Origin of the sequence: Jiella pacifica (assembly GCF_010500815.1) — a bacterium.
Lineage (GTDB): Bacteria > Pseudomonadota > Alphaproteobacteria > Rhizobiales > Rhizobiaceae > Jiella > Jiella pacifica.
The window spans coordinates 1-23194 of sequence record NZ_JAAAMG010000007.1 but is presented as its reverse complement, the minus strand read 5'-3'; the positions used below and the strand labels follow the sequence as shown (position 1 = coordinate 23194).

The following is a 23194-nucleotide window of genomic DNA, read 5'->3' as shown; positions in this document are numbered from 1 at the left end:
ATTGAATCGATAGTGATCAAAGCGGCTTACGAGGCATGCTTGGCGAGAAACGCCTCGCCGTCGAGCGTACGGAAGTCCTCGAGCGCCGCGTGCAGGGCGGCATGCGGCCAGTCCCACCATGCGAGCCGTTCCATGCCCGCCGCGACCTCTTCGGAAAACCGCCGCCGGATAGGCTTCGCCGGTACGCCGCCGACGATCGTGTAGGGCGCGACGTCCTTCGAAACGACCGCTCCGGCCCCCACGACGGCGCCGTTTCCGATCGTGACGCCCGGCAGGATCGTGGCGCCGTGGCCGATCCACACGTCGTGGCCGATGCGCACCGAATGGGCCCGCCGCCAGTCGAAGAACTCGGCCTCGTTCTCCTCGCCGTCGAAATAGTCGCCGGCCCGGTAGGTGAAGTGATGCAGCGTCGCGCGCCAGGTCGGATGGTTGGTGGCGTTGATGCGCACGGCGGCGGCGACGTTGACGAACTTGCCGATCTCGCTCGCCCAGATGCCGCAGTCCTGCATGACGTAGGAGTAGTCGCCGAGCCGGGTCTCGGAAATGCGGCAGCGCTCGGCGATCTCGGTGTAGCGGCCGAGATGGCAGGCTTCGACCTCGGCGGTCTGGTGGATCAGCGGCGTCTCGGAATATTTCGGCATCAGGCGGCCTTTTCTCGCGCGGAAAATCCGGAGACGTCGACGATGCGGCTGGCGACGCGCCCGCGAACTTCCTCGTCGTGGAAGATGCCGAGGATCGCCACGCCCCGCTGGCGCTTCTCCGCGATCAGCTCGCAGACGACGTCGCGATTGGCGTTGTCCAGCGAGGCGGTCGGCTCGTCGAGGAGGAGGATCGGGTGATCGGTCAGGAAGCCGCGGGCGATGTTGACCCTCTGCTTCTCGCCGCCGGAAAAGGTCGCCGGGGGAAGGTCGTAGAGGGCGGCGGGCAGGTTCAGACGTTCGAGGAGAACCGCTGCGCTTTCCCGAGCGGTGGCAGGTTCGACGCCGCGGGCGAACAGCGGCTCGGCGACGACGTCGAGGGCCGAGACACGCGGGATCGCCCTGAGGAACTGGCTGACATAGCCGACGACGGTTCGCCGCAGCGCGCCGACCTCGCGCGGGCTCGCCGTCGCGAGGTCGGCGAAGGGATCGCCCGCCGCCCCACGCATGAGGATATGGCCGGCTTCGACGCCGTAATTGCCATAGATCATCCTGAGGATCGACGACTTGCCCACCCCGGACGGTCCGCCGAGGACGACCACTTCGCCGGCATCGACCGCGAAGGACACGTTGCGGACGACCGGCAGGTGGATGCCGCCGCGCAGATGGTTGGTGAAGCTCTTGGCGACGTCTTCGAGGACGAGCCGCGTCTTTGGTGAGTGGTCGCGCATGGCTCAGACCTCCAGGATCGAGGCGACGAGAAGCTGGGTATAGGCATGTTGCGGGTCGTCGAGCACCCGGTCGGTGAGGCCGTGTTCGATGACGTGGCCCTGTTTCATCACCATGATGCGGTGGGACAAGAGCCGCGCGACGGCCAGATCGTGGGTGACGACGATCGCCGACAGTCCCATCTCGCCGACGAGGCCGCGGAGGAGGTCGAGGAGACGCGCCTGAACCGAGACGTCGAGGCCGCCGGTCGGCTCGTCCATGAAGACGAGGCGCGGCGCGGTGACGAGATTGCGGGCGATCTGCAGGCGCTGACGCATGCCGCCGGAAAAGGCCGTCGGCCGGTCGTCGATGCGTGCGCCTGGGATCTCGACGCGGGAGAGCCAGTCATTCGCCGTTTCGCGGATATGGCCATAGTGGCGGTTGCCGACGGCCATCATCCGCTCGCCGATATTGGCGCCGGCCGACACGCGCATCCTGAGGCCGTCGGCCGGGTTCTGGTGGACGAATCCCCAGTCGGTGCGCATCAGGAAGCGCCGTTCGGCCTCGGTCAGGGTGGCGAGGCCGCGCATTTCGCCGTCGCGCATCCGGTAGGAGACCGCACCGCTCGTCAGCGGCATGCGGCAGGAGAGGCATTCGAGGAGGGTCGACTTGCCCGAGCCGGATTCGCCGACGATGGCGAGGATCTCACCGGTATAAAGGTCGAAGGAGACGTCCTCGCAGCCGACGTGGCTGCCGTAGAGGCGGGTGAGGGATCGGGCGGAGAGGAGGGGAAGGTCGGTCATGGGTTTGCAGGCCCTCGGTCGGACGTGTGGCACCAGAATACAACCTGAGCTATCGTCGCGTCATGAGTGGTGAGGTCAGCTTCGAGTGGGATCCGGCAAAAGCCGAAGCGAATGTCGCGGCCGGGCGTCCACCCTTTGCTGACGTCCTTCGGTTCGATTTTGCCACGGCTGCCATCTTCCGCGATGAGCGACGCAACTATGGCGAGGTGCGCAAGATCGCCATTGGCATCATCGGCGAACGCCACCATGTTCTCGTCTATACGGAACGTGGTGGCCGAGTTCGGGTGATCTCGTTTCGTAAGGCCAATCAGAGAGAGGTCGACATCCATGATCGTTACACGGAACGTGTTCGTGAAGACGGAAGCGACCGCTGAAGACTGGGCGCATGTACGAGAGAAGACGCGGCGAGCACGGGAAGCCATGACGCCGGATGAAGACGCTGCAATCACGGCGGATGCGCTCCAGGATCCAGACAATCCGCCGATCGAGGATGGCGACCGTCTGGCGCCTCTCAAACGGCCCTTCGATTTCGTTCCCGAAGAGCGTGCCATTGTGCGCATCGACCGCGATGTCATCGAACGTTTTCGCAAGGCGGGCGACGACTGGGAGGAGCGGATCAACGCGATCCTGCGCGAGGCTGCGCCGGCCGACGCGGCCGAGTGAGCCGGCCGCGGTCGCACGAAGGCGTTTGCCGCATGGCTCGTTGCCGATCCGATCATTGCGCAGCAAGTCCAGCTACGTCTTCCGCCCCCACATGCCCGGCCGCCCGCCGCTCCTCGCAATAGTCCGTATCGGAGCAGGCATAGAGCCGGCCGCCGCGGTCGTCGGTGACGATCTCGTCCAGATAGACGTCCGTCGCGCCGCAGAGCCCGCAGGGCTGGGAGAATGTCTGGACGCTGAAGGGATGGTCCTCGAAATCGAGGCTGGCGACCTTGGTGAAGGGCGGAATGGCGTAGATCCGCTGCTCCCGTCCGGCGCCGAAGAGCTGCAGCGCCGGGCAGTCGTCCATCTTCGGATTGTCGAATTTCGGGATCGGCGACGGGTCCATCACATAGCGCCCCTCGATCTTCACCGGATAGGCGTAGGTGGTGGCGATGTGACCATGCTGGGCGATGTCTTCGTAGAGCTTGACGTGCATCAGCCCGTATTCTTCCAGCGCATGCATGATTCGCGTCTCGGTCTCGCGCGGCTCGAGGAAGCGCAGGGGCTCGGGGATCGGCACCTGGTAGACCAGCGTCTGGCCTGCCGACAAAGGTGCTTCGGGAATGCGGTGGCGGGTCTGGATGATCGTCGCCTCGCGGGTCTTGGTGGTGACCGCGACATTGGCGACGCGGGCGAAGAAGGCCCGGATCGAGACGGCGTTGGTGGTGTCGTCGGAACCCTGGTCGATGACCTTCAGGACGTCGTCCGGCCCGATGATCGCCGCCGTCACCTGCACGCCGCCGGTGCCCCAGCCATAGGGCATCGGCATCTCGCGCGAGGCAAACGGCACCTGGTAGCCGGGGATCGCCACCGCCTTCAGGATGGCGCGACGAATCATCCGCTTGGTCTGCTCGTCGAGATAGGCGAAGTTGTAGCTGGGCAGCGCAGTCATCGGCTTGATCCCCCAAGTGTTGGATGGGCCGGTAAAGACAGGGAAAGGCGAGTTGCATGGCCTGGATGGCGCTCGGCGAACTCTTTGCAATTCTCTTCGGTCTCGCCCTTGGCTGGTTTTTCCTGATTTATCGCGATCCGGTTACCGGCGAGTTCGGGCGCGGCATATCGGGGCGCCCGCGTGTGCCGAAGGACGAAGGAGAGGGCGACGCCGGCAGGCCCGAGTGAGCACGACGGCTGGCTCATTCGTCTACGTCCTCGCCACCTTCGCCTACGGGCTGGCCGGCACCGCATGGCGAGGTTCCATCGGTCGACCTTGCGACGTGTTCGCGCTGCATAGTCCGCAACAGGCCGAGTTCCGCCTGGAAGTCGACGTAGTGCGGCAGCTTCAGGTGCTCGACGAAGCCGGTCGCCTGGACGTTGTCACAATGAGCGAGGACGAATTCCTCGTCCTGTGCCGGCGCCCGGCGCTCCTCGTCGAACTCGTCGGCGCGCAGGGCCCGGTCGACCAGGCTCATCGCCATCGCCTTGCGCTCCATCTGCCCGAAGACCAGGCCGTAGCCGCGGGTGAACTGCGGCGGCTGTGATTTCGACCCGAAAAATTGCGAGACCATCTGGCATTCGGTGACGCGCACCCGGCCGATCACAACGGGAAAACCGAATTCCGGCAGATCGACCTCGACCTCGACCTCGCCGATGCGGATTTCGCCGACGAAGGGGTGGGTGCGGCCGAAGCCGCGCTGGGTGGAATAGCCGAGGCCGAGCAGGAAGCCTTCGTCGCCGCGGGCAAGCGCCTGGAGCCGAAGATCGCGCGGGGCCGGGAAGGCCAGCGGCGAGCGGGTGAGATCGGTCGGTTCGACGCCGTCATCGGCGCCGTCGCCCTCGATCAGCGCTTCGTCGCCAAGAATGTCCATCACCCGGGGCGCCGGACCGGCTTCGCCCGGATCGCGCCGGACCGGCTCCGCGACCAGGCCGTCCCCGGCCATGTCCGGCTCGATCAGCCGATGGGTGTAGTCGAAGGTCGGGCCGAGCAACTGGCCGCCTGGCAGGTCCTTGTAGGTCGCCGAAATCCGCCGCTCGATCAGCATCCTGCCGGTATCGATCGGCGAGGAGGCGGCGAAGCGGGGGAGGGTCGTGCGATAGGCGCGGATCAGGAAGATCGCCTCGATCAGGTCGCCGCGCGACTGGCGGACCGCCATGGCGGCGAGTTCGGGATCGTAGAGCGAGCCTTCCGCCATGACCCGGTCGACTGCCAGCGCAAGCTGGCCGGCGATCTGCTCGAGCGTCAGCGCCGGAACGGATCGGTCGCCGCGCCGCCGGTCGGCAAGCAGCCGGTGGGCATTGGCGATGGCGGCTTCGCCACCCTTCACCGCGACATACATCTCACGCCTCCTCGACGATGGTGGAGCGTGGCAGGCCGAGGATCTCTCTCCCGCAGGTCAGGACGAGATCTAGACCGCAGGGAAACAGCGCGCGGTTCGCCCGCCGGGCTGCGACGAAACCGTCGCCGAGGCCGTCGACGCGAATGGTCGTCACCCCGGATATCCCCGGGCCGGACAGCCGCAACGCCTCGCCCGATCCGAAGGAGGCGACCTCGACCAGCAGCGTCGCCGAGCGGTCGGGAAAGCTGAGGGTGCCGAGCGGAAAGGTTTTGAGGCAGGCGCCGTCGAACCGGCCGACGACCGCAAACCGTGCATCGGCCGCCTCGCTGAGCCGGGCGCCGGTCTGGAAGCCGAGCCAGGCGCCCAGCGTTTCGCCCGCGGCTGGAACGTGAACGGGCGTATCGGCGTCGCAGAGGGCGAGGAGAGCAGCAGCCTGGGCCGGCGAGAGCGGCGCTGGTGGAGCGGCGCGCGCGCCGGTGTCGAGGATCGTTCCGGGCCGCGACAGGGCTTTGAGGATCGCCGAAAACACCGCCTGGGCGTCGAACACCGGATCGGCGAAGCCACCGGCGACGGCAAGGCGGGAGAGGTCAGGCGTGGATGTTCCGACCATCAGTCTTCTCCGCGCATCATGGTGAAGAAGTCGACCTTCGTTGCCTCGGTCTCGGAACGTCGCTTCGCGTCGGTCTCCGCCAGCGCGGCCTCGATCACGGCGACGATCTCCCGCTCGACGGTTTCCCGCATCGTCTCGTCTTGCCAGAGTGCGTCGAAGACGGCGGCAAAGTGGGCGCGAGTCCCGTCCCGGCCGAGCACCATCGCGTGGCCGACGGCGCCGTCGTCGAGGGTGACGCTCGCCCGCGTCACGCTTGCCTCGCCGAGATTGAACGGCGCGCCGCCGCCGCCCGCCCGGCCGCGCACCATCACGAGGCCGCTTTCGGGGCCGCGCAACGCGCCGACCCTTCGGCCCGCGCCGAGTCTTTGCCACGCCGCATCGAGAAAGCCGGCATCCGCCTGCGCAAAGGCCGAAACAGCGCGGCGGCGGGCTGCCTGGGGATCTGGAGTGGAGTTGCGCGAAGCTTCCGACATGTCGCTGCCATCCGTCGTTCATTTAATTGTCTATTTGTGTAGACAACTATATAAGACCCATCTAGCATGATTTTCGTGACATGGAAATGACGGGTGCCTCGGTCATTCGAGGGGAGCCGCGCGGCGACGGCGGCTCAGCAAGCGGCGAGCGGAGGGAATGCAGGTGACGACCCACGAGAGCGCGGGCATCGCGCGCTGGCGGCAGATCGCCGACAGCTTGCGCGCCGACATCGCCGAGGGGCGTCTTGTCGACGCGCTGCCGAGCGAGATGCGGCTGGCCGAGCGCTTCGCGGTCAACCGCCATACCGTGCGCCGGGCGATCGCCGCGCTCGGCGAAGAAGGGTTGCTCACGGCCGCGCGGGGCCGCGGCACCTTCGTTGCGCCGCGCCCGGGGCGCATCGCCTATCCCGTTGGGCCGCGCAGCCGCTTTTCGGAAAATATCGGCGCCGCCTCCCGCGAGCCGGGCGGATCGATGGTCGGGGCCACGAGGGAGCCCGCGTCGACCGAGATCGCCGGCCTGCTCGGTTGCGGCATCGCCGCGCCGCTGGCACGCCTCGATCTCCTGCGCGTCGCCGACGGGGCGCCGGTGATCGTCTCGACGCTGTGGTTCGAGGAGGCGCGGGTGCCGGGCATCGTCGCCGCCTTCGCCGAACTCGGTTCGATCTCCCGGGCGCTTGAAGCTCTCGGCCTGGCCGGCTGCCGGCGGCTCTGGACGCGGGTCTCGGCGATCGCCGCCGAGGCGCGGGACGCCGAACGGCTGCATTGCCCGTTGGCGACGCCGCTGATCCAGACGACGAGCCTCACCGCGGCGGCGACGGGCGAACCGGTCCAATACGCCCGCTCGCGTTTCCTCGGCAGCCGGTTCGAGCTCCTCTTCGACCACACGGCCGGGCCCGCGGCGGACTGACCGGCCGCCGCAGGCTGCGTGATCGTCCGCAGCCAAGGAAGAACAGGCTCAGCCCGGGAAGATCGGGTTCGACCAGGCGTGCCGGCCTTCGCCGTCGCTGACGATCAGCCGGCACCAGTCGCCGACAAACCGCTGCAGGGAAAGCTCTGCGGAGGTCAGGGAGCCGTCGTCGGAAAAGGCCGTCTCGGCGCGGCTGCCCCGGCCGACGAGGGAGATCATGCGGGCCGGTGAGGTGCGGATGGTGAGGGTGTCCCCGACCGTCTGGATCGCCGCGATCGCCGGCCCCTGGCTGGAATAATAGAGCCCGGCCTTCATCGCCGAAAGAAGCGCCCGGGGCTCGTTGCGCTCCGCTTTCACCATCATCCAGCCGCCGCCCGAGTCGGGTATCTTCAGATGCGCGTCGTCGGTGGCGTAGCCGGACAGGTGCCGGTGGCCCTCGTTGAGAAGCTGGTCGAGCAGCGCCGTGCCGTCGCCGCGACCGGTTTCGAGCGCGCAGCCGGTGTTCCAGATCTCCACCGCATGGGCGACGTCTGCCAGCGCCCGCCCGTCCTCGATGGTCAGCGACGACCATTGCGGATGGGCAATGCCGACGAAGGCGCCGGCATCGCGGGCCCTCGCCGCCAGCGCTTCCATCCGCTCGTCGGGGAAGGGCGGGTCGAAATCGGCCGGCAGGCCGCAGGCCAGCACGTGCCAGATCTCGCCCTGGCTGTTCTGCGGGGCGTGGATCTCGGCGCCGAGGATCGTCATGAAGTCGTCGCCGCGATAGTCGTTCGTGTCGGTGATCGGGAAGTCGAACTTCGCCAGGAAATGGTCCGACAGGCACAGGAAGTCGTAGCCCATGTCACGATAGTGGGCACAGACGTCGCCGGGCGATCTCGCCCCGTCGGACCGCGTCGAGTGGGTATGGACGTTGCCGCGAAGGAACCGTCCCCCGGCCGAAAAGACTTCGCGCCCGTCCATGTCGTCATCCCCGTTGATCATCGGCCGCAATTCTTCGGCTTGAACCATGACGGGGCTGTGACACAGTGTTTTCCACCGTCACCTTGCCGTCATCGGCACGATAACGAAACGTCATCCGAGACGTCTACAAGGCGCCGGCAGATCCGCAATTTCAACGGATGGGAGCTTTCCATGACCTTCGTCACTCCGATTTCGCGCCGCTCGATCTTGAAGGCCGGCGCGGCCTCAGCCACGCTTCTTGCCGCTCCCGCCGTGCTGACGCGCCCGGGCTTCGGCCAGAGCTCGGGCACCGTCAACGTCTTCACCTGGGGCGACTACGTCCAGCCGAACATGATTTCGAAGTTCGAGAAGGACACGGGCATCAAGCTCAACCTGTCGACCTACGGCTCGAACGACGAGGCGACCCAGAAGCTCAAGGCCTCCGGCGGCAAGGGGTTCGACGTCATCTTCCCGTCGGTGACCAACATCGCCAACTACCAGGACGGCGACCAGTTCCTGCTGCAGCCGATCGACGAGGAGAAGGCGAAGGTCGGCAACGTCATCCAGTCGATGTACCGCGACTCCATCCAGCTGGGCGCGGTGCAGAACGGCAAGCGCGTCGCCATCCCCTTCAACTGGGGCACCGAGGCGATCACCTACGACGCGTCCGTCTTCGACGATGCCACCGATGCCGACGTCTCCTACGGCATGCTCTGGGACCCGCGCGCCGCGAACAAGGCAGCCTTCCGGCAGAAGTCCGTCCTGATCGGCACCGGTCTCTATCTCGACGCCATGGGTGAGCTCCAGTCGAACCGGATGCTCGACGTCTACAAGAGCGAAGAGGACATGCGCCGCGTCTTCGACAAGATCGCGGCCTTCATCGTCGAGCACAAGCAGAACTTCGGCGCGTTCTGGAACAATGCGACGGAAGCGCTCAACGCCTTCCAGCAGTCGGGCGCCGTCGTCGGTCAGACCTGGGATTCGACCGGCCTCCTGCTCAACCGCGACAACGAAAAGCTGAAGTATCGCATGCCGAAAGAGGGCGGCATGACCTGGATGGATTCCATGGCGATCCCCTCCGGCGCCGAGAACCTCGAGCAGGCCTATGCCTTCGTCAACGCCATGCTCGACCCGGCCATGGCCGGCATCATGAGCGCCAACACCGGCTACAACTCCTGCGTCGACGGCGCCGCGCAGCATGCCGGCGAGACCTACGCCAAGCAGTTCCAGGAAGTCTACACCTCCGAAAACCTCGCCAATCTCTGGTGGTGGCAGGCGGACGCGCCGTTCTTTGCGGCCGGCCAGCAGGAATATGCCGAGCGCATCACCAACGCCTCCTGAGAAGGGCGACGGCCGGACGAGACGGCCATGGCAGATCCGCGGCGTGCGAGCCTGATGGCCTCGCGCGCCGCCACTCGATCCGGAGCCGTTCGGGCGGCTCGTTCGGGAAGGTGACGAGACTTGGACGACCTGAAACCGATCCAGAACCACGACGAAGACCGGATGAGGACGATGCCTCGACCGGCTGTTCGAATGTCCTATGCCGCGACGATCGATCATCGCCTGATGCGGCCCTTGTGCCTCGCACTCGAGGCGGCGAGCGGCCGCGCCCGGCTCGAAAGGCTCTACCGGGAGTTCCTGGGGGATCCGGCGAGCGGCGACTTCTTCGCCGAGGCGATCGCGCGCATGAACATCCGGCTCGCCGTCCACGGCACGTCGCAGATCCCGCGGACGGGGCCGCTCGCCGTGGTCGCCAACCATCCCTATGGGGCGATGGACGGCATCGCTCTCGGCTGCTTGCTCGGGCAGCTGCGCGGCGACGTGAAGATCATTGCCCATTCGGCGCTGGCCCGTGTGCCGGAATTGGCCGAGAAGCTGTTTTCGATCGACTTTTCCGGGACGAGAGAGGCCGAACGGGCCAACATCAAGGCCCGTGCCGAAGCGCTGGCCCATCTGAAGGGCGGCGGCTGTCTGATGGTGTTTCCGGCCGGCGCGGTGATGACGACGCCGCGGCCGCTCGCCCGCCGCGCCGTCGAGCTCGACTGGGGTCCGCTGTCGGCACGGCTGATCATGCGTTCCGGCGCGACCGTGCTGCCGGTGCACCTGCCGGGGCAGAATTCGCGGCTGTTCCAGATCGCCAGCCACATGTCGCAATCGCTGCGCTATGCTCTGCTATTCCATGAAGCGGCGCGGATGATCGACGGGCGGATCGCCCTGACGGTGGGCAAGCCGATCGAGCCCGGCGTGATTGCCGGTTTTCAGGATGCCGTCGCGCTGACACAGTGGCTGCGTCGCCAGGTGTTCTCGCTCGGCGAACGGGGCGTGCCGGACGAGCCGGACTTCTTCGCCGGCATCTTCGAGGACGAGGCGGGCGAGAGCGAGGCAATGCCGGCGATCTGACGATCGCCGGGGAGGACGGGCCGATCGTGGCGCGTCGAAGCAAGGCGAGGGAATTATCGGCATGGATGGAAAGAGCGTCGAGCTCGCCGGCGTCACCATGGTCTTCGATGGCTTCACCGCCGTTCACCCCACCGATCTCGTGATTCCGGCCGGCGAGTTCCACTCGATCCTCGGTCCCTCCGGCTGCGGCAAGACCACGCTGTTGCGGATCCTCTCCGGGTTCCAGCGGCCGAGCGCCGGCCATGTCCTCATCGGAGGTGAAGCTGTCGACCATCTGCCGGCCAATCGCCGGCCGACGGCGATGATCTTCCAGAGCCTGGCGCTGTTTCCCCGCATGAGCGTGCGCGAGAACGTCGCCTTCGGCCTCGAGGCGCGGGGCATTTCGAAGCGCGAGCGTAACGGCCGGGCCGACGAACTGCTGGCCCTCGTCGCGCTGGAGGCCCATGCCGACAAAAGGCCGGACCAGTTGTCCGGCGGCCAGCGCCAGCGCGTCGCCGTGGCGAGGGCGCTGGCGGTCGAACCCGCCGTCCTCTGCCTCGACGAGCCGCTCTCCGCGCTCGATCTGAAGCTGCGGCAGCACATGCGCAGCGAGTTGCGCTCCCTGCAGAAGCGGACCGGCGTCACCTTCATCTACATCACCCACGACCAGGGCGAAGCGCTCACCATGTCCGACCGGATCTCGGTGATGAACAAGGGGCGGATCGAGCAGGTCGGCACCCCCACCGCCGTCTACGACGCTCCGGCGACGGCCTTCGTCGCGGGCTTCGTCGGCGAGCAGAACGTTTTCACCGGCAAGGTGACGTCGGTCGAAAAGGAGTTCGCCAGGATCGACGGTCCGGGCGGCACCTTCACCGGCCGGCGCACGCCGGACGTCGTCCTCGGCGATCAGGCCGTGCTGATGGTTCGCCCAGAACGCACCGGCCTCGTCGATGGCGACGGCACTTGCGTCAACCGCCTGACCGCGCGCGTCGAGGGCCGGGAACTCGAAGGCCCCTATCTCAACCTCGTCACCCGCGACGCCACTGGCCGCCGCATCGTCCTGCACCTCGCCAATGACGGCAGTGTCCATCCCGCCACGGGGCCGACGGTGATCGGCTTTCGGCCGGAAGACGCGATCGTCATGCCGGTGGCGGAAAGACCCGTCGCCGCGGCAGTGGAGCACTGATCGTGGGCGCGCTGCTTCGCACCTATGGCGGGCCGCTGACGACGGTGATCGTCCTCCTCGTCACCGTCTGGATCGGCGGCATGATCGCCGCCCCGCTGCTCACCATGGGGGAGCGCTCCCTCGTCCATGTCGACCGCAACGACGAACTCAGCCAGACCGAAAACGCCATCAACCGCCTGTCGCGGGACATCGCGACGCTGGATTACGATCTTGTGGCGCGTGAGAAGGAACTGGCCGAACTGAGCGAGCCGCCCTCGTCGGACCCTGCCGGCGCCGGCGCCAGTTCCGGAGGAGGGGGAGGCGGCTTCATGGTGCCGGGGATGAGCGTCCCCTCCGCCGGCAACCGGGCCGACGGCGGTGCGGCGTCGCCTCCGTCGCCGCTGTTTCCCTCCTTCGGTCGGGGCTCCGGCGGCGCAGAGACCGCCGAAAGCCTCGCCGAGGAGCTCGAGGGGCTGACGGCGAGGCGCGACGCCGCGCAGGGGCAGATGGCAGCCCTCAAGGAGAAACAGGCGGTGCTGATCGAGGCCGCGGCCAACGCGCCACGCTATTCGTTTCAGAACTACACGTCGATCGAGCCGCTGCACCTGAAGATCTTCGTCAAGACGATCCTCTATGCCACCTTGGTGACGGTGATCGCCTTCGTCGTCTGTTATCCGGTCGCCTATTTCGCCTCGAACCTGAAGGGCGCGCTCGGGGCGGGCGCGATCCTGCTCCTCCTCGTCGTCCCCTATTCGATCAACGAGCTTCTGCGCGTCTATGCCTGGGTGATGATTCTGGCCCGCGAAGGCGTCCTGAACTCGGGGCTGCAGGCCTTGGGGGTCGTCGGCAGCGATCCGCCGCAATGGGTGGCGTCGAACAATTCGGTCTTTCTGGTGATGGCCTACGCCTACATCCTGTTCATGATGTTTCCGCTGATGAACACGCTCGGCACCCTCGACCGCAGCCAGGTCGAGGCGGCGCGCGATCTTGGCGCTTCGGTGTGGCGGGTGCATTACCGGGTCGTTCTGCCTCACGCCAAGCCCGGCATCGCCATGGGGGCGATCGTCGTCTTCATGCTGTCGGCCGGCGTCATCACCGTGCCGGAGCTCGTCGGCCGCGGGCTGCATCCGGACTGGTTCAGCCAGGTCATCTATCGCCGCTTCTTCGACACCGGGGACTGGAACCAGGGCTCGGCCTATTCGCTGATGCTGCTCGCCAGCTGCATCGTCTTCATCCTGATGGTGCTGTCGGCCTTCCGCGTCTCGATCCGGGAGATCGCCAAATGAGCACGACGATCGGAAGGCCCGCCGCGATGGATCGGTCCGCGGCTTCCTCCGTCCCGGCCGAGCGCGGCTATGGCCGCGGCATCGGCGACACGCTGCTGAGGGTCTATCTCGGCCTGTTCTTCTTCGTCCTCTTCGCCCCGATCGCGATCATGGTCGCCGCCGCCTTCAACGCCTATCCCTCGCCCTCGATCACCATCTGGCAGGGCTTCACGCTGAAGTGGTTCGCCGCGATCTTCGAGGATGCGCGGATGATGACGGGGCTGTTCAACTCGCTCCTGATCGCCTGCGGCGTCATCGCCATCGCCATCCCGCTCGGCCTTGCCGGCGCGCTGCTTCTCACCCGGCTCGAAAGCCGGGCGAACGGCATCCTCTACACCATCCTGGTCGCGCCGATCATGATTCCGGGCATCGTTCTCGGCGTGACGACGATGATGTTCTGGCGCGACGCCTTCGGCGTCGATGCGGGACTGTTCACCGCGATGATGGCGCAGACGGCCTTCATCGCCTCCTACTGCCTGTTGATGTTCATGGCCCGTCTCGCCCGGCAGGACCGCAGCCTCGACGAGGCGGCGGCCGATCTCGGCGCGACGCCCTTCTTCACCTTCCGGCGCGTGACCCTGCCGTTTCTGGCCCCGACCATCGGCATGGCCTCGGTTCTCGCCTTCCTCCAGTCGATCGAGAATTTTCCGACGACCTTCTTCGCCATCGGGCCGGACTATACGCTGGTCACCGAGATCGCCAGCCGCATGCGCTTCGGCCTGTCGCCGATGATCAACGCCATCGGCGTGATCTTCATCGTCGTCACGGTGATCGCCGCGCTCGTCTGGGCGAGCGGACGGGTCCGGGCGGAAAGGCAGAACCGCGCCGACGCCTGATCCCCTAGCACCGGCGGCGCCTCATCGGGCGCGCCGCCCTCCGTCCTTGCCCGGCGTCGCGGCATTCGCCACAGTCGAACCCATGACCATCGAATTTCGCTGCCTGCCCGGCTGGAAGGGCAGGCTCCCCGAGCCCAAGCCCGCCATGGGCGCCTTGCCGGACTGGCTGAAGACGATGCCGAAAAGCGCCGTCTCGGAGCTTCTCGGCGGCGGCGCGGTGCGCACCGTCAAGCAGTGCCCGCCCTTCGTCGACGCGATGGGGGCGGGGATCGTCTTCCCGCTGATCGCCGATCTGAAGGTGACGGACGGCGTCTTCGAATGGGACAGCGGCCTGCCAGCCCATCCTCTGGCGCGGCTGACGCGCTCGCCGGTCGGCGTGCATCTGCCCGAGCAGTTGACCGGCTTTCCCGGCGTCGATCCCGATCGCTTCGCCGTCAAGTTCACCAATGGCTGGACGATGCGGCTGCCGGAGGGCTGGTCGATGCTGTTTTCCCATCCGCACAACCGCTTCGACCTGCCGTTCCGCACGCTGACCGGACTGGTCGACGACTTTGCCGGCGGCTTCGTGCATTTTCCGGCGCTGTGGGTCGATCCGGCGTTCGCAGGCGTGCTTGCGGCCGGAACGCCGGTGGCGCAAGGCGTGCTCGTCCGCCGGACGGCGCTGGCGATCTCATGCCGCGAGATGGACGCGGCGGAACTCGCCGAGAGCCTGGAATTGCAGGACGCGCTCGACGCCGATCCCGGGGTCTATCGCAAGCGCTTCAGGGCGAAGACCGCCCAGGAGTGAGCGCCAGCCTTCCCCGCGCCCCCTTGGAGCGCAGGGAGAGGACGATCCCGCCGAGGGCAGCGGGAAGCTCGGCCCAGGCCGCTTCCGCCGCGTCGAACCGGCCGAGATCGCGCAGCGCCTCGCCCCGGCAGAGGCGGTGCTCATCCGCAAGCTCCCTCTCCGCGACCTGATCCAGAAAGGCGAGAGCCTCCATCGGACGATCGAGGAGCAGCGCCGCGCGCGCCGCGTTCAACGCCGCGTCGCCGTCGCCTGGGTGCTTCTCGAGATAGGCGGTGCCGGCATCCAGGGATGTCTGCGCTTCACCGGCTTCGAGGCCGCAGGCAGAGACCTCGAACAGCGCCTTGGCATTTGCCGGATCGAGCGTGCGGGCATGGATTGCCGCCGCCAGCCCGTCCTTCGGCCGGCCGGACAGCCGCAGGGCGAGGGCGCGGTTGTAATGCAGCACGGCGTTGCCCGGATCCGCCGCGAGAAGGGGGTCGAGGGCCGTTGCGGCGGCGGCGAAGTCGCCGCGCGAGACGGCGGCCGAAAAGGCGGCGGCTGCCGCCGTCAGGTCAGGCGCGGCGATCCTGGCGCGGATCATTCTTTTCTCGCGCTTGGTCACGGTCGGGTCCCCGTCGGATGGCGAAGGAGCGGGCGTCTTGCGCCGCCCGGAATGCCTTTGGTCTACGGCATATGCGGCATCGGTCGCAATCTGGCGAATGGCGGCTCGGCCGCGCCGTCTTGACCGAGATCAAGGACACCGGCGAACGGCACCGGTAGACGAACGGCACCATGGCCCCCCGAAAGTGGCGGCCAAGCGGGAATCGTTCGATGCTGCAAGGCCCAGAGATCAACCAATACGACGTCGAGCCGGTCAATGCGCCGGCGCGCCAGCAGAGCCAGCCGCTCTATGCCAAGCGCGAGAAGATCCATCCGAAGCGCGCCGAGGGGAATTTTCGGCGGCTGAAATGGATCGTCATGGCCGTCACCCTCGGCATCTACTACGTCACCCCCTGGCTGCGTTGGGACCGGGGCCCGTTCGCGCCGGACCAGGCGGTGCTGATCGATCTCGCCCACCGCCGCTTCTACTTCTTCTTCATCGAGATCTGGCCGCAGGAGTTCATCTTCGTCGCCGGGCTTCTCGTCATGGCCGGCGTCGGCCTGTTCCTCGTCACCTCCGTCGTAGGCAGGGCCTGGTGCGGCTATACCTGCCCGCAGACCGTCTGGACCGATCTCTTCCTCGTCGTCGAGCGGTTCTTCGAGGGCGACCGCAACGCCCGGATCAAGCTCGACAAGGCGCCCTGGAGCTTCGACAAGCTTCGCAAGCGCGCGATGAAGCACGTCGTGTGGATCGTCATCGCGGTCGCTACCGGCGGCGCCTGGATCTTCTACTTCGCCGACGCGCCGACGCTCCTGCAGAACTTTCTCGAAGGCGACGCCCCCTTCGTCGCCTATTCCACCGTCGCCATCCTGACCGCCACGACCTACGTCTTCGGCGGTTTGATGCGCGAGCAGGTCTGCATCTACATGTGCCCGTGGCCGCGCATCCAGGCGGCGATGCTCGACGAGGAATCGCTCGTCGTCACCTACAACGACTGGCGCGGCGAGCCGCGCAGTCACGGCGCCAAGAAGGCAAAGGCCGCCGGGCTCGCCGTCGGCGACTGCGTCGACTGCAACGCCTGCGTCGCGGTCTGCCCGATGGGCATCGACATCCGCGAGGGCCAGCAGATGGCCTGCATCACCTGCGCCCTGTGCATCGACGCCTGCGACGGAGTGATGGACAGGCTTGGGCGCGAGCGCGGCCTGATCGCCTATGCGACGCTGAAGGACTACGACGCCAACATGGCGCTGGCGACGAACCCCGTGAGCGGCGCGATCGAGCCCGAGCGTGTGCGCGGCGCCGACGGCCGTTTCATCTCTGCCGTCCGGCATTTCGACTGGCGCGTCTTCCTGCGGCCACGCACGCTGATCTACACCGGCCTGTGGGTGGCGATCGGCCTCGGCATGCTGGTCATGCTGAACGCCCGAGAGCGCCTCGAGCTCAACGTTCAACGGGATCGCAACCCAGTCTATGTGCAACTCAGCGACGGCTCGATCCGCAACGGCTATACCGTCAAGCTGCTGAACATGATCCCCGAGCCGCGCGAATTCGTGTTGAAGCTCGAAGGACTGCCCGGCGCGGCCATGTTCTCCGACGAGCTGAATCAGCCGGAAGGGCGCAGCTTCGCCGTCTCGGTCGATCCGGATCGCCTCAGGACCCTGAAGCTCTTCGTCGTCCAGCCGAAGGACGAGGTCCAACCCGGCACGACGGATTTCCGCTTCGTCCTCAACGACATGAGCAGCTCCGAGAGCGCCGCCTACGAGGCCGCCTTCGAAGCGCCGGAGAAAGCCAGATGAGCATGAAGTCCTCCGCTCCCCGCGAATTCACCGGCCGTCACATGGCCCTCGTCATGGTCGCCTTCTTCGGCACGATCATCTCGGTGAACCTCACCATGGCCTATTTCGCCAGTTCGACCTGGAGCGGGCTCGTGGTGCCGAACAGCTACGTCGCCAGCCAGACATTCGACGCCGACACCTTGAAGCGCGAGCAGGAGCTTTCCCGCGGCTGGAACGCGCAGACCGCCTACGAGGGCGGCCGCTTTCGCATGCGGCTGATCGACGCAGAGCGACTGCCGGTGACGGGGGCGAAGGTCACGGTCACCATCGGCCACCCGGTCAATGCCAATTTCGACCGCACGCTGACGCTTCAATCCACCGGGGAGGGCGGCTATGTGGGCGAGACCGCGCTGACCTCCGGCCGCTGGGAGGCGCGGCTCATCGTGGAAAAGCCGGGGCTGAGCCCCTGGCACCGCGCCGTGCGTTTCAGCGTGCGCTGAGGGAGGCCCTCGATGACCTGCTGCAGTCCGGTCCTTGAGCTTGCCCAGAACGAGGAGCGCGTAAAGGCCGTCGACCTTCGGGGCGAGGAATTGAAACACGCCGGGCGCCTCGGTGTCGACGGCACGGTCACCTACGTCTTCTCGGTTCCGGCCATCCACTGCGGGGCCTGCATCGCCGCCATCGAGGACGCGCTGCGGCCGCTGCCGGGCGTCGTCTCGGCACGGGTCAACCTGACGCTCCGCCGCCTGACCGTCATCCTCGCCCCCGAAAACGCCCCGTCCGGCACCACGCCGCTTCGGCTCGTCGAGACGCTGGAGCGTCTCGGCTATCCGGCCACCCCTGTCGATCTCGGCGACCTCGACCAGCTGGCGCGCGAGCGAGAATCCGGCAAGCTCTTGCTGGCGCTCGGCATCGCCGGCTTCGCGGCGGCGAACGTCATGCTCCTGTCGGTCTCCGTCTGGTCCGGGGCGGACGAGGCGACGCGCGATCTTTTTCATCTGATCTCCGCGCTGATCGCCGTGCCGGCCGTGGCTTTTTCCGGCCAGGTGTTCTTCCGCTCGGCCTTCGTCGCCCTCAGGGCAGGGCGGCTCAACATGGACGTGCCGATCTCGCTGGCGCTGCTGCTTTCCCTCGGCCTCAGCCTCTACGAGAGCCTTTCCGGCGGCGCGGAGGCCTATTTCGACGCGGCGGTGACGCTGACCTTCTTTCTGCTCGTCGGGCGCTATCTCGACCAGTTGATGCGCGAGCGGGCCCGCAGCGCCGTTCTCGGTATCGCCCGGCTTGCCGCCAAGGGAGCGACGCGGATCGTCGCCGGCGAGATGGTCCTCGTTCCGATCGACGAGGTCCGGCCGGGCATGCTTCTGAGAGTGCCGGCGGGCGAGCGCATGCCAGTCGACGCGCGGGTTCTTTCCGGCGCGAGCGACCTCGACCGCTCCCTCGTCACCGGCGAGAGCGAGCCGGTTCCGGCCGGCCCGGGCCTGCGTGTCGAAGCCGGCGTCCTCAACCTCACCGGCCCGCTCGACGTCGAGGCGCTCAGCGGCGCCAAGGACTCGTTTCTGGCCGAGATGACGGCGATGATGGAGGCGGCCGAGCAGGGCCGCGGCGCCTATGTCCGCATCGCCGACCGCATGGCGCGGCTCTATGCGCCGGCCGTCCATCTTCTTGCCGCAGCGGCGTTTCTCGGCTGGCTCGTGGCCACCGACGGCGACTGGTACCAGGCCGTCACCGTCGCCATCGCCGTCCTCATCGTCACTTGCCCATGCGCCCTTGGGCTCGCCGTGCCGGTCGTCCACGTCGTCGGCGCCTCTCGGCTGTTTCAGGCCGGCATCCTGATGAAGGACGGGTCGGCGCTGGAGCGGCTGGCCGAGATCGACACCGTCCTGTTCGACAAGACCGGGACCCTGACCACCGGCACGCCGCGTCTCGCGCGGACCGACATCCTCTCCATCGAAGAGAGTGCCGCGGCACGGGCGCTCGCCGCGCGGTCCCACCATCCGGCCTCGCGGGCCATACGGGCCGGGCTCGAAGCCGTCGCGGAGCCCGATCTGGAGGCCGTGCGCGAGGTCGCCGGCTCCGGCGTCGAGGCAATGATCGCCGGGCGGCGTGCCCGCCTCGGCCGGCCCGGCTGGGTGGCCGAAATCGCTGCACCCGACCGGCTTGGTCACGATGGGGGGGGCGGCAATGGCATTGAGGAAGAGCGTGCGGGCGGTGAGAAAGGCAGTGTCGCCTTTGCCTTCGAGGGCGCTCCGATCACGACCTTCAGCCTCGACGAGGTCGTTCGCCAGGGAGCGGCGCCGGCGCTTGCGGCGCTTCGTCCGGCGGGGCTTTCCGTCGAGCTTCTGTCCGGCGACGGCGAGGCGCCGGTGCGGCGGCTTGCCGGCATGCTCGGCATCGAGGACGCCGCCTTTCGTCAGAGCCCGGCCGACAAGATCGCCCGCATCCGCACCCTTCAGGCGGAGGGGCATGTCGTGCTGATGGTCGGCGACGGGCTGAACGACGCGCCGAGCCTTGCGGCCGGCAACGTCTCGATGGCGCCGGCCTCGGCCTGTGACGCCGGCCGGCTGGCCGCCGACTTCGTCTTCACCCGCGAGAGCCTGGAGGCCGTGCCTTTCGCCTTCGACATCGCCAGGCGGGCGAAATCCCTGGTCAGGAGCAACTTCGCCCTCGCCATTCTTTACAACGCCATCGCCGTTCCGCTGGCGATGGCCGGCCTCGTCACGCCGCTGGTTGCGGCGATCGCCATGTCGGCCTCATCGATCGTCGTCGTCGCAAACAGCCTGCGCCTGACGCAGCGAGGGCGAGCGACCAAGGCCAAGGCGCGGGACTTTCGTAGACGGGAGACGGTTCCTGCCTCTGGCGCCGAGCCGGCGCGACGAGCCGAGCGGCTGGAGATTCCGGCATGACCGCACTCGTCTTTCTCGTCCCGATCGCCCTCTTCCTGGGACTTCTCGGCCTCGGCGCCTTCTTCTGGGCGCTGAAGAGCGGCCAGTACGAGGACGTCGACGGCGCCGCCTGGCGGGCGTTGCAGGACGAGGAGGGTGCCCGAATCAAGGAGGCAAAGGACTAACATCCGGCCCTGGATGATAGTGCCCGGCGCGGACGCCCCATCGGGCTCGTTGATCGGCCGCCCTCTGCCGTCGGGATAACCACTCACGCGGCGCTTCAGCCAGAAGTGGGCGTCCCCCTTTGACTACTGCAATAGAAGACGCATCCAACGTTTCACCGCGGCGTCGCCACAACTGGCATTCTTCGCGATCTCTGCCAGGCTCGGCGCCACGATTGTAACGCCTTGCCACGACCCGCGCATGTGTCCTGGCCAGAAGGCCGGACAAGCCGACGCCCGGGTCGAGACCCGGGCGCTGACCGTCCTTCGGTCGGCGATTATGCCGCCTTCTTGTTGACGCTGCTCTTGCCGAGCTTCGACAGCTTGTCGTCGGTGGCCTTCTCCTCGCCGAGGGTGGCTTCGAGAGTCTTGACCGCATCCTTGTGGCCGAGAATGCCGGCCCAGGCGGCGAGGGTGCCGTAGCGGGCGATCTCGTAGTGTTCGACCGCCTGGGCGGCGGCGAGCATCGCGGCGTCGAGGGTTTCGGGATCCTCGACCTCGTCCATCAGTTCCGTCGCCTCGTGCAGGATGCCGACGATGGCGTCGCATTTGACGGCCGACGGCTTCTTGCCGATCGCCTCGAAGACGCTTTCGAGGCGGGTGACATGTTCCTTCGATTCGGTCAGATGCTGTTCGAAAGCTGCCTTCAGCTCTTCCGAGCCGGCCTTCTTGGCCATCTTCGGCAGGGCTTTGACGATCTGTTTTTCGGCGTAGTAGACGTCTTTCAGGGTATGCAGGAAGAGTTCTTCGAGATTGGTGACGCTCATGGTCGTGGTTCCGTGGCGGCGGAAGTGCCGTGGCGACTCAATGAGATGCCTGCCACTGCGTTCCCCGCCTTCGCCGCCCGTATGAGTGGTTGGCTAGAGGTCGGCATTCGGCCTCGGCGAATGCGCCGCGCCTTCTGGACACCCCGCCTTCTGGACAATCGCGCCACTCTTGCCTAAAGCCTCGCCATGACAGCCCATCCCGACACCGTCCTCATCATCGACTTCGGCTCCCAGGTCACGCAGCTGATCGCAAGGCGCGTGCGCGAGGCCGGGGTCTATTCGGAAATCGTGCCCTTCCAGTCGGCGGAAGAAGGCTTCCATCGCCTGAAGCCGAAGGCGGTGATCCTTTCCGGCTCGCCCGCTTCCACCGGCGACATCGGCGCGCCGCGTGCGCCGCAGGCGATCTTCGAAGCCGGCATCCCGATTCTCGGCATCTGCTATGGCCAGATGACCATGTGCGTCCAGCTCGGCGGTCGGGCCGAGCCGTCGGCTCATCGCGAATATGGCCGGGCCTTTCTCGAGATCGAGAAGAACTGCTCGCTGTTCGAGGGGATCTGGCCGGAGGGCACCCGTCATCAGGTCTGGATGAGCCATGGCGACCGGGTGATCGACATGCCGGAGGGCTTTCAGATCTTCGCCCGCTCGCCCGGCGCGCCCTACGCCGTCTTCGGCGACGAGGCGCGGCGCATGTACGGCATCATGTTCCACCCCGAGGTGGTCCACACGCCGGACGGGGCGAGGCTCCTGTCGAATTTCGTCCACCGCGTCGCCGGGCTGTCCGGCGACTGGACCATGGCCGCCTTCCGCGAACAGGCGGTCGAGGAAATCCGCAGGAAGGTCGGCGACGGCAAGGTGATCTGCGGCCTCTCGGGCGGCGTCGATTCCTCGGTGGCCGCAGTCCTCATCCACGAGGCGATCGGCGACCAGCTGACCTGCATCTTCGTCGACCACGGTCTCCTCAGGATGAACGAGGCCGAGGAAGTCGTGACGATGTTCCGCGACCATTACAACATCCCCCTTGTCCACGTCGAAGCGCAGCATCTGTTCCTGGACGCGCTGGAGGGCGAGCTGGACCCCGAGGTCAAGCGCAAGACCATCGGCCGGCTGTTCGTCGAGACCTTCGAGGCCGAAGCGAAGAAGCTGGGCGGGGCGGATTTCCTCGCCCAGGGCACGCTCTATCCGGACGTGATCGAGAGCGTCTCCTTCACCGGAGGCCCGTCGGTGACGATCAAGTCCCACCACAATGTCGGCGGCCTGCCCGAGCGGATGAACATGCAGCTCGTCGAACCCTTGCGCGAGCTCTTCAAGGACGAGGTCCGCATCCTCGGCAAGGAGCTCGGCCTGCCGGAGCATTTCATCGGTCGGCAGCCCTTCCCGGGGCCGGGCCTCGCCATCCGCTGCCCGGGCGGGATCACCCGCGAGAAGCTCCGCATCCTGCGCGAGGCCGATGCGATCTATCTCGACGAGATCCGCAAGGCCGGGCTCTACGACGCGATCTGGCAGGCCTTCGCCGTGCTTCTCCCCGTCCAGACGGTCGGAGTGATGGGCGACGGGCGCACCTACGAATTCGTCTGCGCGCTGCGCGCCGTCACCTCGGTCGACGGCATGACAGCCGACTTCTACCCCTTCGACATGGACTTCCTCGGCCAAGCTGCGACCCGCATCATCAACGAAGTCAAAGGCATCAATCGTGTCGTCTACGACGTCACATCGAAGCCTCCGGGAACGATCGAGTGGGAATGATTCAGGCCCATCCGAACGCCGCCGAATTTACGCTGAAATACGATCTAAGACACTGAAAATAAAAATAAATTCCTCCTATGCCTATCGACATCTATCGGTGGGCATAGATCGCGTTCGTCGGCCTCGCTAACGGGCCTCGCCCCCATTGATCAACCGGGAAAACGAAAGTACCGTCAGGTCAAACGAGGCAATGACGGTACTTTTTTCGAACTAATACGCTGAAATATAAGCGTTTTCGACTCCATTGGCCTCTAAAAGCCGCGTGACGGTACTTTTCCGCAAGGAGGCCCGAAATGTTGACCGATGCAGCACTTAAGTGCCTGAAACCAAAAGCCAAAATGTACAAGGTATCTGATCGTGACGGCATGTATGTGCGCGTCGCACCGTCGGGCGCCATCTCGTTCAGGCTCGACTATCGACTGAATGGCAGGCGGGAGACCGTCTATCTCGGTAGGTATGCCCGTGACGGGATATCGCTCGCCAAGGCTCGAGAGCTAGAGCGTCCGGTAAGAAGTCTGAATCGCATAGTTTCGTTTGGAAGCGTATTCTGATTCCCTGGAGCGTGGGAGGATGCGCACCATGGGAAAACCGGTTTCATCGGACTTGCGGCTTAGGATCGTTCGCGATGTTGCAGCCGGCCAGACGCGGCGTGGGGCGGCGGCCCGGTTTGAGGTGTCCCCC

Annotated in this window: 25 protein-coding genes and 1 pseudogene; 16 read left to right on the top strand and 10 right to left on the bottom strand. The window is 66.8% G+C overall.

Annotation, left to right across the window (positions count from 1 at the left end; translation table 11 throughout):
• Window positions 1–26: 26 nt before the first annotated feature.
• Genes GTK09_RS10250 through phnK form a run of 3 tightly spaced genes read right to left on the bottom strand, consistent with a single transcriptional unit; the run spans window position 27 to window position 2149 of the window.
• Window positions 27–641 (bottom strand): DapH/DapD/GlmU-related protein, encoded by a 615-nt coding sequence (locus tag GTK09_RS10250; RefSeq protein ID WP_163463071.1) that lies wholly within the window; start codon window positions 639–641, stop codon window positions 27–29.
• Complete coding sequence (phnL, locus tag GTK09_RS10245; RefSeq protein ID WP_163463070.1) at window positions 641–1369, bottom strand: phosphonate C-P lyase system protein PhnL; 729 nt, start codon at window positions 1367–1369, stop codon at window positions 641–643. Before phnL ends, GTK09_RS10250 begins: the two co-directional genes overlap by 1 nt.
• Before the next feature lie 3 nt (window positions 1370–1372).
• Window positions 1373–2149: a phosphonate C-P lyase system protein PhnK gene (gene phnK, locus GTK09_RS10240; RefSeq protein ID WP_163463069.1), complete on the bottom strand. Its 777-nt coding sequence runs from the start codon at window positions 2147–2149 to the stop codon at window positions 1373–1375.
• Window positions 2150–2175: 26 nt separating this feature from the next.
• Here phnK and GTK09_RS10235 point away from each other — a divergent pair, with 26 nt between their 5' ends.
• Window positions 2176–2523, top strand: a complete 348-nt coding sequence (locus tag GTK09_RS10235; protein WP_312869779.1) for a BrnT family toxin — start codon at window positions 2176–2178, stop codon at window positions 2521–2523.
• Window positions 2501–2812 carry a BrnA antitoxin family protein gene (locus GTK09_RS10230; protein ID WP_312869778.1) on the top strand — a complete coding sequence of 104 codons (312 nt, stop codon included), beginning with the start codon at window positions 2501–2503 and terminating at the stop codon, window positions 2810–2812. Before GTK09_RS10235 ends, GTK09_RS10230 begins: the two co-directional genes overlap by 23 nt.
• Before the next feature lie 52 nt (window positions 2813–2864).
• Here GTK09_RS10230 and GTK09_RS10225 read toward each other — a convergent pair whose 3' ends face one another.
• A complete protein-coding gene (locus GTK09_RS10225) occupies window positions 2865–3743 on the bottom strand; it encodes an alpha-D-ribose 1-methylphosphonate 5-phosphate C-P-lyase PhnJ (protein ID WP_163463066.1) in 879 nt (292 codons plus the stop codon).
• Between the two features lie 56 nt (window positions 3744–3799).
• On the opposite strand from GTK09_RS10225, the gene GTK09_RS10220 reads away from it, so the two are divergent.
• Window positions 3800–3970 carry a hypothetical protein gene (locus GTK09_RS10220; protein WP_163463065.1) on the top strand — a complete coding sequence of 57 codons (171 nt, stop codon included), beginning with the start codon at window positions 3800–3802 and terminating at the stop codon, window positions 3968–3970.
• 14 nt (window positions 3971–3984) lie between these two features.
• Here the strand turns inward: GTK09_RS10220 and GTK09_RS10215 are convergent, their stop codons facing one another.
• The 3 genes from GTK09_RS10215 to phnG are packed head-to-tail and all read right to left on the bottom strand — an operon-like array spanning window position 3985 to window position 6207.
• Window positions 3985–5124, bottom strand: a complete 1140-nt coding sequence (locus GTK09_RS10215; RefSeq protein WP_163463064.1) for a carbon-phosphorus lyase complex subunit — start codon at window positions 5122–5124, stop codon at window positions 3985–3987.
• A 1-nt stretch (window position 5125) separates the two neighbouring features.
• Complete coding sequence (gene phnH / locus GTK09_RS10210) at window positions 5126–5734, bottom strand: phosphonate C-P lyase system protein PhnH (RefSeq protein ID WP_163463063.1); 609 nt, start codon at window positions 5732–5734, stop codon at window positions 5126–5128.
• On the bottom strand, window positions 5734–6207 hold the full coding sequence (gene phnG, locus GTK09_RS10205) for a phosphonate C-P lyase system protein PhnG (protein ID WP_163463062.1): 474 nt from the start codon (window positions 6205–6207) through the stop codon (window positions 5734–5736). The genes phnH and phnG overlap by 1 nt, the downstream gene beginning before the upstream one ends.
• Window positions 6208–6364: 157 nt before the next feature.
• On the opposite strand from phnG, the gene phnF reads away from it, so the two are divergent.
• On the top strand, window positions 6365–7114 hold the full coding sequence (gene phnF, locus GTK09_RS10200) for a phosphonate metabolism transcriptional regulator PhnF (protein ID WP_163463061.1): 750 nt from the start codon (window positions 6365–6367) through the stop codon (window positions 7112–7114).
• Window positions 7115–7162: 48 nt separating this feature from the next.
• Here the strand turns inward: phnF and GTK09_RS10195 are convergent, their stop codons facing one another.
• Complete coding sequence (locus tag GTK09_RS10195; protein WP_246217833.1) at window positions 7163–8095, bottom strand: CehA/McbA family metallohydrolase; 933 nt, start codon at window positions 8093–8095, stop codon at window positions 7163–7165.
• Between the two features lie 150 nt (window positions 8096–8245).
• On the opposite strand from GTK09_RS10195, the gene GTK09_RS10190 reads away from it, so the two are divergent.
• The 6 genes from GTK09_RS10190 to GTK09_RS10165 all read left to right on the top strand — a co-directional run bounded on the left by GTK09_RS10190 (window position 8246) and on the right by GTK09_RS10165 (window position 14545).
• Window positions 8246–9394 (top strand): extracellular solute-binding protein, encoded by a 1149-nt coding sequence (locus GTK09_RS10190; protein ID WP_163463060.1) that lies wholly within the window; start codon window positions 8246–8248, stop codon window positions 9392–9394.
• Window positions 9395–9514: 120 nt separating this feature from the next.
• On the top strand, window positions 9515–10453 hold the full coding sequence (locus tag GTK09_RS10185; protein WP_163463059.1) for a lysophospholipid acyltransferase family protein: 939 nt from the start codon (window positions 9515–9517) through the stop codon (window positions 10451–10453).
• A 61-nt stretch (window positions 10454–10514) separates the two neighbouring features.
• Window positions 10515–11618, top strand: coding sequence for an ABC transporter ATP-binding protein (locus GTK09_RS10180; protein WP_163463058.1), 1104 nt, complete (start codon window positions 10515–10517; stop codon window positions 11616–11618).
• Between the two features lie 2 nt (window positions 11619–11620).
• Entirely contained in the window at window positions 11621–12883 is a 1263-nt protein-coding gene (locus GTK09_RS10175; RefSeq protein ID WP_163463057.1) for an ABC transporter permease, read from the top strand.
• Complete coding sequence (locus GTK09_RS10170; protein ID WP_246217832.1) at window positions 12880–13758, top strand: ABC transporter permease; 879 nt, start codon at window positions 12880–12882, stop codon at window positions 13756–13758. The genes GTK09_RS10175 and GTK09_RS10170 overlap by 4 nt, the downstream gene beginning before the upstream one ends.
• 82 nt (window positions 13759–13840) lie before the next feature.
• The gene (locus GTK09_RS10165) at window positions 13841–14545 is read left to right on the top strand and encodes a hypothetical protein (protein ID WP_163463056.1); all 705 of its coding nucleotides are present in this window, start codon (window positions 13841–13843) and stop codon (window positions 14543–14545) included.
• Here the strand turns inward: GTK09_RS10165 and GTK09_RS10160 are convergent.
• A complete protein-coding gene (locus GTK09_RS10160; protein WP_163463055.1) occupies window positions 14520–15125 on the bottom strand; it encodes a tetratricopeptide repeat protein in 606 nt (201 codons plus the stop codon). The two genes, GTK09_RS10165 and GTK09_RS10160, sit on opposite strands and share 26 nt — an antisense overlap.
• 230 nt (window positions 15126–15355) lie before the next feature.
• On the opposite strand from GTK09_RS10160, the gene ccoG reads away from it, so the two are divergent.
• Genes ccoG through ccoS form a run of 4 tightly spaced genes read left to right on the top strand, consistent with a single transcriptional unit; the run spans window position 15356 to window position 19967 of the window.
• Window positions 15356–16921 carry a cytochrome c oxidase accessory protein CcoG gene (gene ccoG / locus GTK09_RS10155; RefSeq protein ID WP_163463054.1) on the top strand — a complete coding sequence of 522 codons (1566 nt, stop codon included), beginning with the start codon at window positions 15356–15358 and terminating at the stop codon, window positions 16919–16921.
• Window positions 16918–17400, top strand: a complete 483-nt coding sequence (locus tag GTK09_RS10150; protein WP_203560970.1) for a FixH family protein — start codon at window positions 16918–16920, stop codon at window positions 17398–17400. The genes ccoG and GTK09_RS10150 overlap by 4 nt, the downstream gene beginning before the upstream one ends.
• Window positions 17401–17412: 12 nt before the next feature.
• Window positions 17413–19803 carry a heavy metal translocating P-type ATPase gene (locus tag GTK09_RS10145; protein WP_163463053.1) on the top strand — a complete coding sequence of 797 codons (2391 nt, stop codon included), beginning with the start codon at window positions 17413–17415 and terminating at the stop codon, window positions 19801–19803.
• Complete coding sequence (ccoS, locus tag GTK09_RS10140; protein WP_163463052.1) at window positions 19800–19967, top strand: cbb3-type cytochrome oxidase assembly protein CcoS; 168 nt, start codon at window positions 19800–19802, stop codon at window positions 19965–19967. Before GTK09_RS10145 ends, ccoS begins: the two co-directional genes overlap by 4 nt.
• A 314-nt stretch (window positions 19968–20281) precedes the next feature.
• On the opposite strand, the gene GTK09_RS10135 is transcribed toward ccoS, so the two are convergent.
• On the bottom strand, window positions 20282–20770 hold the full coding sequence (locus tag GTK09_RS10135; RefSeq protein WP_163463051.1) for a YciE/YciF ferroxidase family protein: 489 nt from the start codon (window positions 20768–20770) through the stop codon (window positions 20282–20284).
• Between the two features lie 186 nt (window positions 20771–20956).
• Between GTK09_RS10135 and guaA the strand changes: the two genes are divergently transcribed.
• Together guaA and GTK09_RS10125 are read left to right on the top strand one after the other, a co-directional pair.
• Window positions 20957–22513, top strand: a complete 1557-nt coding sequence (gene guaA / locus GTK09_RS10130) for a glutamine-hydrolyzing GMP synthase (RefSeq protein ID WP_163463050.1) — start codon at window positions 20957–20959, stop codon at window positions 22511–22513.
• Between the two features lie 293 nt (window positions 22514–22806).
• Window positions 22807–23031: pseudogene (locus GTK09_RS10125) on the top strand (Arm DNA-binding domain-containing protein); the annotation flags it as partial.
• Between the last annotated feature and the right edge of the window lie 163 nt (window positions 23032–23194).